Source organism: Neisseria iguanae (assembly GCF_003013245.1).
Taxonomy (GTDB): Bacteria; Pseudomonadota; Gammaproteobacteria; order Burkholderiales; family Neisseriaceae; genus Neisseria; species Neisseria iguanae.
The window spans coordinates 24982-38049 of sequence record NZ_PXYY01000015.1; the positions used below are offsets into that span (position 1 = coordinate 24982).

Genomic DNA, 13068 nt, shown 5'->3' on the forward strand with positions numbered 1-13068 from the left:
AATCATGCCGTCTGAACGTGGTTTTGGTATATGATTAAAAAATGAATGCCATCTGTCTTTCAGGAGAAAAAAAATAATGTTCCAATTTGCCCGTCCCCAACAAACCCCGTTGCGCCAAGCCGTAACCGATGCTTACCGCCGCGATGAAATCGAAGCAGTTGAAGACATGCTGCAACAGGCGCAGATGACGGATGAGGAGCGTCGTTCTGCCAGTGATTTGGCACGCCGTTTGGTGGCGCAGGTGCGTGCCAGCCGTACCAAAGCCAGCGGTGTTGATGCGCTGATGCACGAGTTTTCGTTATCTAGTGAAGAGGGTGTGGCACTGATGTGTCTGGCTGAAGCCTTGCTGCGGATTCCTGACAATGCCACGCGCAACAGATTGATTGCCGACAAGCTTTCAGACGGTGATTGGAAAAGCCATCTGAACAACAGCCCGAGCCTGTTTGTGAATGCGGCTGCTTGGGGTTTGCTGGTGACCGGCAAACTGGCTACTCCTGCGAACGGGCAAAATTTAGGTTCGGCCTTGAGCCGCGTGTTGGGTAAAGGCGGCGCGCCGTTGATCCGCAAAGGCGTAGACTACGCCATGCGCATGCTGGGTAAGCAGTTTGTTACCGGCCAAACTATTGAAGAAGCGTTGGGAAACGGCAAAGAGCGTGAGAAATTGGGTTACCGTTTCTCATTCGATATGCTGGGTGAAGCGGCGGTTACCCAAGCGGATGCCGACCGCTATTATCAGGATTACGTGACCGCAATTCACGCCATCGGCAAGGACGCGGCAGGTCAGGGCGTGTACGACGGCAACGGTATTTCGGTGAAATTGTCGGCGATTCACCCGCGCTATTTCCGTACGCAACATGAGCGCGTGACGACTGAATTGCTGCCGAAATTGAAAGCGCTGTTTTTGCTGGCGAAACAATACAATATCGGTCTGAATATCGATGCCGAAGAAGCCAACCGTTTGGAATTGTCGCTGGATTTGATGGAATCTTTGGTATCCGATCCGGATTTAGCGGGCTACAACGGCATTGGTTTTGTGGTGCAGGCGTACCAAAAGCGCTGCCCGTTTGTGATTGATTATTTGGTGGACCTAGCGCGCCGCAACAATCAAAAACTGATGATTCGATTGGTAAAAGGCGCATATTGGGACAGCGAAATCAAATGGGCGCAAGTTGATGGCCTGAACGGCTACCCTGTGTACACCCGCAAAGTACATACCGATATTTCCTATCTGGCTTGCGCGCGCAAATTGCTGGCTGCGCAAGATGCCGTGTTCCCGCAATTCGCCACCCACAATGCCTATACGCTGGCAGCGATTTACGAAATGGGCAAGGGTAAAGATTTCGAACACCAATGCCTGCACGGCATGGGCGAAACCTTGTATAACCAAGTGGTAGGCCCGCAAAATTTGGGCCGCCGCGTGCGTATTTACGCGCCGGTCGGCACGCACGAAACGCTGTTGGCGTATTTGGTGCGCCGCTTGCTGGAGAATGGTGCCAACTCATCGTTTGTCAACCAAATCGTTGATGAAAAAATCAGTATTGATGAGCTGATCCGCAGCCCGTTCGACACCATCGCCGAAGAAGGCATTCATCTGCATGCCGCTCTGCCGCTGCCGCGCGATTTGTACGGCAAAGGCCGTCTGAATTCGCAAGGCGTGGATTTGACCAATGAAAACGTGTTGCAGCAATTGCAGCAAAAAATGAATCAATCGGCGGCACAAAGCTTTCAGACGGCCTCGATTATCAACGGCAAGCTGCGTGAAGTAAACGCGCCGCAAGAGGTGAACAATCCGGCTGATCATACCGATGTGGTTGGTACGGTTTCGTTTGCCAATGCTGCCTTGGCGCAAAAAGCAATTGCCGAAGCCGTGGCTGCGCAAGCCGCTTGGGGTGCCACACCGGCTGCCGAACGTGCCGCCTGCCTGCGCCGTTTGGCCGATTTGATGGAACAACATACCCCGGCACTGATGATGCTGGCCGTGCGCGAAGCAGGCAAAACGCTGCAAAACGCCATTGCCGAAGTGCGCGAAGCAGTCGATTTTTGCCGCTATTATGCCGGTGAAGCCGAGCAAACTTTGCCGGACAACACTCAAGGCGTGGGCACGATTGTCGCCATTAGTCCGTGGAATTTCCCGTTGGCGATTTTCACGGGCGAAGTGGTGGCAGCATTGGCTGCCGGTAATACCGTGGTGGCCAAGCCTGCCGAGCAAACCAGCCTGATTGCTTCGTATGCCGTGTCTTTAATGCATCAAGCCGGGGTGCCGTCTGAAGCCTTGCAGTTGGTATTGGGCGCGGGCGAGGTCGGTGCGGCCTTGACGCAGGATCCGCGCATCAGCGGCGTGATTTTTACCGGTTCGACCGAAGTGGCGCGCCTGATTAACCAAACATTGGCCAAACGCGACGATAATCCGGTGCTGATTGCCGAAACCGGCGGCCAAAATGCCATGATTGTCGACTCTACCGCATTGGCCGAACAAGTCTGCGCCGATGTGTTGAATTCCGCCTTCGATTCGGCCGGCCAACGCTGTTCGGCATTGCGCATTTTGTGCGTACAAGAAGACGTGGCCGACCACATGATCGGCATGATTAAAGGTGCGATGAATGAGTTGGTGGTCGGCAATCCGCGTTTTCTGAACACTGATGTCGGTCCCGTGATTGATGCCGAAGCGCAAGCCAACCTGTCGGCACACATCAACAAAATGAAAGGTGTGGCCAAATCGTTCCACGAAATCAAAGTTTCAGACGGCATTGACGATGCGCAATCGACTTTTGTTGCCCCGATTCTGTTTGAATTAAATAATTTAAACGAATTGCAGTGCGAAGTATTCGGCCCGGTATTGCACGTCGTGCGCTACCGTGCCGATGAGCTTGACAGCCTGATTGACCAAATCAACAGTAAAGGCTACGCGCTGACCCACGGTGTACACAGCCGCATCGATGCGACCGTGGAACACATCCGCAAACGTATTGAAGCGGGTAATGTGTATATCAACCGCAACATCGTCGGCGCCGTTGTCGGTGTGCAGCCGTTTGGCGGCCACGGTTTGTCGGGCACGGGGCCGAAAGCAGGCGGGCCGTTCTACCTGCAACGCTTAAGCCGTCTGAAACAATGGGCAGCGCCGACTTTGAGCAAAATCGGTCAGGTTGATGACGAAGTATTGAAACGCTTGGAAGCCGTGTTGCACAATCTGCCAATCAGCCAAGAAGACAAACTGGCCGTTGCCGCAGCTTTGGGTCAAACCCGCATCCGCACATTGCGTCAAGCAGAATCTGTATTGGCCGGGCCAACCGGCGAGCGCAATGTATTGAGCTGGCACGCACCGAAGCGCGTATGGATTTACGGCGGTGATTTGGTTCAATCATTTACCGCGCTGGTGCAACTGGCCGCTGCCGGTGTGCAGGGCGTGGTGGAAGCCAACCACCCGCTGGTTGCCGAAGTGGCGCAGCTGGGCAACTTGCTGATTGTCGATAAACCGGAAAACGCCGGCATCAGCCACGTTGCTGCGATTGAAGATTTACCGGCTGAGCGCAAACAAGCGCTCGCGGCGACCGATGGCGCGTTAATTCGTATCCTGCCGTCTGAAAACGGTTTGGATATCCTGCAGGTGTTTGAAGAAATTTCGTGCAGCATCAATACCACTGCAGCCGGCGGTAACGCCAGCTTGATGGCAATGTCGGATTAATGGTTTCAGCTTAAATTTTACAAAAAGCTAAAGGCCGTCTGAAGGATTGGGAACAGTTTTTCAGACGGCCTTTTTATGGTATGGGATGGGGTTTTTATTGATAGATCTTTAAACCGTTAATTTCGCCAAGCATTCGTGCAGGGGATTGAAATAGTTGGCTAAATAGTCATCGAACGGAATTTCATCGGCAGCTTTTGCTTCGATTTCGGCAAATTCCTGCAGCGATTGTTTGCTTTGCGCTTTCAGTTTGGTTTGTATGTCTTGCGGCAGCGGCTGCTTCAGGGTACCCAAATGTTGCGAGGTTAAGGCGGTTGCCCATGGCAGGAATTCTTGTTCGGCCATTTCGGCTTGCACGCGTTGCGGCAGGCGCAGGGTTTCGCCGCTGTTGGCGCGGATTTGGTTTTGTACGGCTTCGCGGTAGCTGTCGCCGTGGTCGCTTTGGTCGAGACTTTCGGCAATCGGCATGATTTCGTGCAGAATCTCGTTTGCCCAATCTTGTGCTGAAATGCTGCGGCCATTTTTAAACAGACTGAAGCCTTCGCTCAAGCCTAAGCAGGCGGTGCGCAGGCGGTTGTGGTTGGCTTCGTTGTAGTCGGCGGTGGTAAAAGCCGGTGAATCTTTCAGCAAACACCACAGCATAAAGCTTTCCAAGAAATGGATTTGTTCCAAGCTGATACCGGCCGGGTCATACGGGTTGTTATCGAGCAGGCGCAGTTCGACATAGGCGATGCCGCGCGCGCTCAATGCGCTTACGGGCAATTCCCCTTTTTTCATTACTTGTTTCGGACGTGCGCCGCTGTAATATTCGTTGGCGATTTGCAGGATATTGGTACTGATTTGGCGGTAATGTCCGGCAGGGCCGCGCAAGCCCAAGTATTCGTATACCGGTGCGGAAGTCAATACTGCTGCGCCTAAATCGCGGATGTATTCGTTCAGGTGGTTGAAGCTGACGCTGAAATCGATTTTGTTTTGATAACCGAGCTGGCTCATGCGCAAGGTGGTGGCGTTTTTCCAAGTGAAGCTTTGCTTGTGCAGACGATCAAGCACGTTTTGCGCCGGTTGGAAGCTTTGGTCACAGGCAGGGGCGGTGCCGAACAGGTGGCAAATCAACCAGCTGTGGCGTTGGATATTGCGGATCATGCCCATGTAGCGCTCGTTGCGCCAAGTGTCAGTCGGTTTTCTGCCTTCTTGTTCGGCCAAGGCTGCCCATAATTTTTCAGGCGGGGAATAGTTGAAATGTACGCCGGCAATCATCTGCATGGTACGGCCGTAGCGGTAGGACAGGCCGATGCGGTAAAGGCGTTTCAGTTTCGCACCGTTGCTTTGGCCGAAGTAGCCGATTTCGATGTGTTCGGGATTGTCGGGCAGGCGGCAGGGCATACTGGCTGCCCACATACGCTCTTCGCCGATGTTTTGTGCGCTGAATTGGTGCAGTTCTAAAAGTTGCCGATAAACGGCTTTCGGGGATTGATGCGGATCGGTGACCAGTTCCAACAATGCTTCGCCATAGTCGATGGTGATGTTCGGATGGGTGTAGACATTACCTAAAGCTTCTGGGTGGCGTGTTCCGGCAAGGAAGCCGTCGGTTGTGGTACGCAAGCTTTCGCGCTCGATGCCGATGTTGCCGCCGGACAATGGAAGGGTCTTGATGTTCATGTATTTTCCTTAACAGAAAACGCGGGTCTATGCGAAAAGTGGTGGTCGGAATGGCTGTTTGCTGTCATCAAACAAGGTGATTTTAGCACGGAACAGATTCATCGGAATACAAATCCGCGTGAATGAACGGCTGAAAATAGGGCTGCCGGACTTCTTATCCGTCATTCGTTCAAACAAACCAAACGGATGAAAACAAAGCAACATTTTTTCAGACGGCCTGAACAGAAAGTCGTCTGAAAAATCAGGATTGCCGCAAAATCCATTTTGCCCGCTCGATAACGGGGGCATCAACCATTTGTCCGTCAATTTGGAAAACTGCTTCGCCGCTGCGTCTGGTTTCGGCCACGACTTTTGCAGCAAAAGCCAAAAGCTTTTCAGACGGCCTTAAGGCTTCTTTCACGGCGGCGACCTGTTTCGGGTGGATGCACAAAACCCCGCCAAACCCCATATCACGCCAGTATTCAGTGTTGCGGCGGTTGGCTTCATGGTCGTTGAAATCAGGAAAAGTACTTTCGATGGGCGGATGCAGATTGTTGAGGCGGCTGTGTAACAGCATGTCGGTGCGCAGACGGTCGAACACGGTTTGCGCAGCGGCAGTGCCGTAGCTGATACCCAAATCATTGGCTAAATCCAAACAGCCATAGGTAAGCGCAAACAGGCCGTCCGAACACGCCAATTGGCCGATGTCGGCCATGCCTTGCGCCGACTCGATACCGGCAATCACCGGCTTGCCGGTGGCGTGATGAAGCGAAGAAATTTCCTCGGCGTGAATGGTTTTGGAAAGCAGTATCCCTTTGATTTCAGGAATGGTCTTTACCGCAGCCACATCGTCTGCGTAAAACGCACTGCGTGCATGATTGACCCTGATCCACACTGCAGGCTGATGGGGTTGGCGGCAATATTCGGCAATATCGGCGCGGGCAGCAGCCTTATCTTCCGGCGCGATTGTGTCTTCCCAATCGACAATCACTTCGTCCGCGCCACTGGCGAATGCTTTGGCAATCCGCTCGGTACGGGTGGCAGGGACGAACAGGAAAATTTTCGGAATCGGGCGTTGCAGCATGGATTCTCCTTTGGTTTTTACCAGAGTGGAATCACTAAAAAAACCGCTACAGTGTGACTTGCTTTTGCGTACTGCGTACCGTCTGCAGCAGGCTGCCTTGTAGCCGTTATTTATTGATTCCGCCATAAGGGGCAATAGTGGTTCACGTAAAACATTGTAGCGGATTTTGATGACAAAAGGCCGTCTGAAATATTTTTTCAGACGGCCTGTGATGATAACCGATTAAGCGGTTTTAGTTTGCTTTTGGGCAGCCAAAATATTCAATCCGAAAATTACGGCAACCATGGCAATGCCGATGAAACCGGTAGTCAGTTCCAGCATAATCATCACCAAGCCGCCGGTGTTGCCATGTCGGAATGTAGGTTTTGAACCAGCCTTCCACCACGGCTGACAAACTTACTACGCCGACAATCGAAGAGTAATGCTTACCGACACGACCGTCAACCAATGTGGCAACGTGTATCGAACGTTGCAGCAACGTGGGCATAGGAAAGAAAGAAGGTAATGTAAATGTGAAACAGCGAATACAGCACCGCAATTGCTCCGATGATGTAGCGCACGGTTTGGTTTTGCCGCGTGCGTGCGACCGATTCGCGGTCGTATTTTCTAAAATTTCCTGGCTGTTGGCAGGAAGGTCACTGTGTAATGGTCGGGTCATTCACGAACTCCAAAACGTATGGCCGCACGCGGCAGGCGTACGGGTTCGATATGCACATTAGAATAATCGGGCAGGGTGTCGGCCAACGGCCAAATCCGCCCGTCAACACGGATTTCGCCCTGCATATTGCGCGAAACCGTCCAATTCAGTTTAGGCAGTTTCAGATGGCCTTGTTGCGCCACAAAACCTTGATCGGCAGTTACCGGCAGGCCGTCTGAAGGCATCCTTGCGCCGAAGGCCAGTATTTGCATGCGTGTTAAGTGCAGTGTTTTCCTATTGGAACGATAAGATTGGCACCAAAGCTGGTGTTCCATCGAATGCCGCCATTGCAAGGTGAAATTGGGCGGCAGGTTGCGGGCAAAGGGTAAAAGCGGCAACCGCAATAATTAAAACAGCGGTCAGATAACGAAGCATGGGCAGGAATTGATACGATAGGACATCATCTTTTCAGATGGCCCTGCAATCTATCTGAAAAACTGGCGCCATAAACGATATTTTCAATGACGGCAAAAGGTTTGGCGTAAAATGTTTTCAGACGGCCTTTCAACTGCTTAAGGCCGTCTGAAAAACAAAACGTTTATTTCGTTTCGTTAAAGTATTTGGGACTTAGGAAGCAAAATCACTAAAAAACGTGATAAATTCCTGATATGAAATTAAAAAACAAATCTCAAAAATTCAGCAAAATCTCAGCGCAATAATCCGCTGTTCCGCGCTTGAGTTAACCGCTTCCGATACCGCCAAAATGACCGGCATTGCCGAATCAGACGGGTCTTACTCCGGTACACGACGTATCAGGGATAGCGCGGGCGCGGGGCTTCTTCAGGTAAAACCATTGTCTTCAGAATATTGAAATGTAACGGCGTTGCCTATGGCGGGATTATTCCTCAAGCATGTCCTCATTTCATCATGCGGCATCTTTCCGGCATAAAAACCTGTCTGTTACGTTGGAAATGCGTGCAAGGTTTCCGACCTTGCCGCACCGGCCGGTTTTACCGGCTCAGCGTGTAAAACCGCCCTCTTTGAATATCGCCGTGCATACGCGCTTTTCTGCTCGAAAATCTGCTATCGGACAATGCGTCAAAAGCTCCGTTAACCAAAGTGATACGCGGCCACATTTCTGCCGACGGCGAAATCGACACCGATGACCGGAAGGCATATGGTGGTTTTGTAGATATGGGCTATGAGAAGCATTGCCGTGTCCATCATAATGCCGATGAGCTTGCCCGCAGGAAGCAGCATATCAACGGTATCAGGTTTTTCCGGAGTTATGTTAAAGAACATCTGTCTAAATTCCACAGTATTTCGAAGGATTTGTGTTATCTGTATTTGAAGGAGAAGGAATGTAGGTTTAACCATTCTCATGAACATTTGGGTTAAATATTAATGAAGATACTTCGAAATAGCCCGATTTGATATTTTTGCTTCCTAAATCCTTTGCTCTTTCTGATCGTTCGGCAGTTATCAGCCAATCGCTTCACTGGAAAAATCTGCGAAAATGGAGCTGCCGATTTTTTTTGTATCGCCGTATTCTTTGTATCAGCCGAAATCCAAACCATAACAAATGAATCATAAAAAAGCCGTCTGAAAATCAAAGCGTATTTTCAGACGGCTTTTTTATGATTAGGCTCAATACGGAAATACACACGTTTCTCTCATAGAAAAAGCCCTGCATGCAACCATGCTGGGCTTTTTTGATCTTTCAACAGCAGCCGCCGCCCCTTTTGATTCGGCAATACTCAATAAACTGCGCCCGAGTCATCACTGGCGTATTCGGATTATGCTTGCGTTGCTGGGCAACGTAGCGGTCATAGTCCGGAATACCTGCCATGTAATTGGCAGCAATACAAAAGCTTTTGTGCGCTTTTTTCAGACGGCCCATCAAAGGATGGTTAAGCAATTTTCTCATTGGTTTGAACCTCGTCACGGTAAACAGCAGGGACTTCTTTCGCAGTCGGCCAAGCTACTTTACGCGCTTTTATGGCTGTCATCAAGCCGTAGATGGCGATAAAAATCACGACCAGCATAAATGCCGCACATAAACCTGAGTTGATATAATCGTTAAATACAATCTGACCCATTTGTGCCACATCTTTGGCCGGTGCCAATATTTCGCCCCGTGCAGCCGCTTCACGGTATTGCGCAGCGTGTGCCAAGAAGCTGACGCGCGGATTGGAGTCGAACAGTTTCTGCATGGAAGCTACGGCGGTGACAATCAATAAGCCCATTGCTGGAACCAGCGGCACCCAGACATAACGTTCTTTTTTCATTTTCACCAACACAACTGCCACCATAATCAGCGCCATACCGGCCAGCATTTGGTTGCCGATACCGAATAAAGGCCACAGCGAGTTGATACCGCCCAGTGGGTCGGTTACCCCGGTGTACAGGAAGTAGCCCCATGCGCCAACGGTTAAGAAAGTGGCGACCAGATTGGAGAACATCCCCTGACCTGTTCCTAAAGGTTTGACGAAAATACCTAACAAATCTTGCACCATAAAACGTGAAGTACGGGTTCCCGCATCTACCGCAGTCAAAATGAACATAGCTTCAAACAACAGTGCAAAGTGATACCAGAAGGCCATCATGGCTTCACCCGGAACCAATTGGCTCATGATGTGTGCCATACCGACCGCCAAGGTCGGCGCACCACCGGCGCGGGACAGAATCGAATTTTCACCTACTTCGCGCGCAGTATTGGCCAAAGTTGCCGCATCCACCGGAATTTGCAGATGTGTGGTAATAACATGTGCCGCAGTCGCAGGATCAGTACCAATCAAAGCCGCAGGGCTGTTCATTGCGAAGTACACGCCCGGCTCCAAGACGCAAGCTGCTGCCAGAGCCATAATCGCCACGAAACTTTCCATCAGCATACCGGCGTAACCGATGGCACGGACGTGGGTTTCGTTTTCAATCATTTTAGGGGTAGTACCGGAAGAAATCAGCGCGTGGAAACCGGATACCGCACCGCAGGCAATGGTAATAAATAAGAATGGAAATAATTTACCGGAGAATACCGGACCTGTACCATCAATAAAGTGGGTCACGGCCGGCATTTTCAATACCGGGCCGACCACGATAATACCGATGGCTAAGGCAATAATAGTACCGATTTTCAGGAAAGTTGCCAAATAATCGCGCGGTGTCATCAAAAACCATACCGGCAGTAGCGAAGAAATGGCGCCATACAGCATAATACCGAAGGCCAGCTGCACACCGTTTAAGTCAAACCAAGGACCAATCGCACTTTCGGCCACATGGTTACCGAAAATCACCGCACTCATCATGGCGATAAAGCCGACAATCGCGATTTCACCCAAATGGCCCGGACGGATAAAGCGGGCATAAAAACCCATAAACAGCGCAATCGGCACGGTCACGGCAATAGTAAACGTACCCCAAGGGCTGTGGGTCAGCGCTTTCACCACAATCAAAGCCAACACCGAAGTGATGATGATCATAATCATCAGGATACCGATGGAAGCAATTACACCGGCTGTTGTACCCAATTCTTGCTTGATGATGTCGCCCAAAGATTTACCGTCGCGGCGCATGGAAACAAACAGCACCATCATGTCTTGCACGGCGCCGGCCAAAACCACACCGAAGATAATCCACAGCGTGCCCGGCAGATAACCCATTTGCGAAGCCAACACCGGTCCCACCAACGGACCTGCGCCGGCAATCGCGGCAAAATGGTGGCCGAACAATACTTTTTTATCGGTCGGCACATAATCGACACCGTTGTTGTTGCGTTCTGCCGGTGTCATACGACGTTCGTCAAGCTGCAAAATGTTTTTACAAATATAAAGGCTGTAAAAACGGTAGGCAATGCAATACACCGATACCGCAGCCACTACCAGCCAAATAGCACTGACGTGTTCGCCACGGCTGAGGGCCAAAGTTGCGAAGGCAAATACTCCTGCCAACACCACCAAGCCCCATATCAGAAACGATTTCAACGCTTTCATGACATGTCCTTTTCAAATGTTAAGGGATAAACAAACATATATGAATAAATTTAGAAAATTCAAAAACTTAAAATATTTTACTATAAAAATATCATCTTATTTAAAAAGATAATATTTTATTTTAGATAATATTTTATTTTCACAAATGCTAACATATTTATATTAATACGCAATACCACATCAAAAAAAATATGCTTTAAGTCAAACTTCATTGAAATATTCATTGAACCGCCAACATACCCTTACAAAAAATCCAGATAAAATATAGTCGGCGGCATTGAATATCGTCGCATTCATCTCTGTTATAATCTTGTCCATTTTCACCAGCTTTATCATTTCAACATGACACCAACCAACCTACCGCCACGCAGCCTTTGTGTCGCGCCCATGCTCGATTGGACCGACAGACACTACCGCCACATGGTACGCCAAATCACGCAAAACACATGGCTTTACAGCGAGATGATTAACTCGGGTGCTATTGTGTACGGCGACAAAAACCGCTTTCTCATGTTTAACGAAGGTGAAAACCCCGTTGCGCTGCAACTGGGCGGCAGCGACCCTGTCGAGTTGGCCAAAGCCTCCAAAGCCGTGCAAAAATACGGTTACGACGAAGTGAATCTCAACTGCGGCTGCCCCAGTCCGCGCGTACAAAAAGGTGCGTTCGGTGCATGTTTGATGAACGAAGTCGATTTAGTGGCCGATTGCTTAAATGCCATGCAGGATGCCGTACAGATTCCCGTCACCGTCAAACACCGCATCGGCGTCGACCGCCAAACCGAATACCAAACCGTGGCCGATTTTGTCGGTACGCTGCGCGACAAAACTGCCTGCAAAACCTTTATCGTCCATGCCCGTAACGCATGGCTCGACGGCTTGTCACCGAAAAAAAACCGAGAAGTGCCGCCGCTAAAATACGATTACGTTTACCGTCTGAAACAAGACTTCCCCGAGCTCGAAATCCTGATTAACGGCGGTATTACCACCAACGAGCAAATCGCCGGACATCTTAAACACGTCGACGGCGTCATGGTTGGCCGCGAAGCTTATCACAACCCGATGGTCATGCGTGAATGGGATCAACTTTTCTACAGCAGCAGCCACACTCCCATCGAATACGCCGACTTAGTGCAACGCCTGTTTGCCTACAGCCAAGCACAAATCCAAAGCGGACGTGGCACTATTTTGCGCCACATCGTCCGCCACTGCTTAGGCCTGATGCACGGTCTCAAAGACGCACGCACCTGGCGGCGCATGCTTTCCGATGCCACGCTGCTCAAAGAAAACGACGGCACACTGATTCTTGACGCATGGTGCGAAGTGGAAAAAGCCAACCGATTCGATTGAAACAAATAAATCCATATAAAAAAAGGCCATCTGAAAATCAGATTTCAAACAGCCTTACATTCGCATTTCCAGTGCAACACTCAAATGCCGGCGGCAGGAGCCGCTAAAAACAAATCGGCCGGTATCTCATAATCCCGTATTTTCCCCGGTCGGCGGTTGAGGGCAGCCCCAACCGCCTTAACCTGTTTGCCGCCCAATTTTCTAAAATCCGTCCCCTTCGGGAAGGATGGCCGGATCAGTCTGTTGGTATGCGCCGCCAACCCTTTCCCGGAAGGGGTAGAGACGGCAGAAGTCAGGTTTGCATGGCCAGTACTTTGACAAAGCTCCCGTGCCGGTAAAACGCTTTGCCGTTATCCAACGTGATGGTTTGGATAACGCTTTTGACCGGTTTCAGAGCCTGATCCGCCACTCGGGCAACATCTTGTGCTTTGAAGCCGGCGGTTTTGCGGATAACGACGCATTTGGTTTTCCCCTCGACTGCAACCTGCAGTCCGCTTTTTGGGTCTCTGCCGGAGTGTGCTAAAGATAGCTTTAAGAAAAGCCGGCGTTGTTTACCGTATTGGAAAGACAATACTGAAATGAACACCCACAAAAACACCCAGCTCACCCCACATCAGCGCGCAGGATAAAACCACCGTTACTTCGCCGGCCCGGCAATGCCAAGTCAGCAAAGCAACCATTTACCGTATCCTTA

Annotated in this window: 8 protein-coding genes and 2 pseudogenes; 4 read left to right on the plus strand and 6 right to left on the minus strand. The window is 50.6% G+C overall.

Going from position 1 to position 13068, the window contains the following annotated elements; genetic code table 11:
* The first annotated feature begins 76 nt into the window (after positions 1-76).
* Positions 77-3682, plus strand: a complete 3606-nt coding sequence (gene putA, locus C7N83_RS04105) for a bifunctional proline dehydrogenase/L-glutamate gamma-semialdehyde dehydrogenase PutA (RefSeq protein ID WP_106740835.1) — start codon at positions 77-79, stop codon at positions 3680-3682.
* Between the two features lie 108 nt (positions 3683-3790).
* Here the strand turns inward: putA and gshA are convergent, their stop codons facing one another.
* The 3 genes from gshA to C7N83_RS04120 all read right to left on the minus strand — a co-directional run bounded on the left by gshA (position 3791) and on the right by C7N83_RS04120 (position 7436).
* Entirely contained in the window at positions 3791-5338 is a 1548-nt protein-coding gene (gene gshA, locus C7N83_RS04110) for a glutamate--cysteine ligase (protein WP_106740836.1), read from the minus strand.
* 241 nt (positions 5339-5579) lie between these two features.
* On the minus strand, positions 5580-6401 hold the full coding sequence (locus C7N83_RS04115) for an HpcH/HpaI aldolase/citrate lyase family protein (RefSeq protein ID WP_106740838.1): 822 nt from the start codon (positions 6399-6401) through the stop codon (positions 5580-5582).
* Between the two features lie 654 nt (positions 6402-7055).
* On the minus strand, positions 7056-7436 hold the full coding sequence (locus tag C7N83_RS04120; protein ID WP_146135090.1) for a DUF1850 domain-containing protein: 381 nt from the start codon (positions 7434-7436) through the stop codon (positions 7056-7058).
* A gap of 270 nt (positions 7437-7706) precedes the next feature.
* Here C7N83_RS04120 and C7N83_RS04125 point away from each other — a divergent pair.
* Both C7N83_RS04125 and C7N83_RS04130 read left to right on the plus strand, forming a co-directional pair.
* Positions 7707-7944: pseudogene (locus C7N83_RS04125) on the plus strand (IS1595 family transposase); the annotation flags it as partial.
* A 186-nt stretch (positions 7945-8130) separates the two neighbouring features.
* Positions 8131-8462, plus strand: a pseudogene (locus C7N83_RS04130) (transposase); the annotation flags it as partial.
* A 296-nt stretch (positions 8463-8758) separates the two neighbouring features.
* Here the strand turns inward: C7N83_RS04130 and C7N83_RS04140 are convergent.
* A complete protein-coding gene (locus C7N83_RS04140; RefSeq protein WP_425437489.1) occupies positions 8759-8941 on the minus strand; it encodes a CstA-like transporter-associated (seleno)protein in 183 nt (60 codons plus the stop codon).
* Positions 8942-8948: 7 nt separating this feature from the next.
* Positions 8949-11027, minus strand: coding sequence for a carbon starvation CstA family protein (locus C7N83_RS04145; RefSeq protein ID WP_106740846.1), 2079 nt, complete (start codon positions 11025-11027; stop codon positions 8949-8951).
* 342 nt (positions 11028-11369) lie between these two features.
* Between C7N83_RS04145 and dusA the strand changes: the two genes are divergently transcribed.
* A complete protein-coding gene (gene dusA / locus C7N83_RS04150) occupies positions 11370-12374 on the plus strand; it encodes a tRNA dihydrouridine(20/20a) synthase DusA (RefSeq protein WP_106740848.1) in 1005 nt (334 codons plus the stop codon).
* A 292-nt stretch (positions 12375-12666) separates the two neighbouring features.
* Here the strand turns inward: dusA and C7N83_RS04155 are convergent, their stop codons facing one another.
* Positions 12667-12981 carry a hypothetical protein gene (locus tag C7N83_RS04155; RefSeq protein WP_106740849.1) on the minus strand — a complete coding sequence of 105 codons (315 nt, stop codon included), beginning with the start codon at positions 12979-12981 and terminating at the stop codon, positions 12667-12669.
* Between the last annotated feature and the right edge of the window lie 87 nt (positions 12982-13068).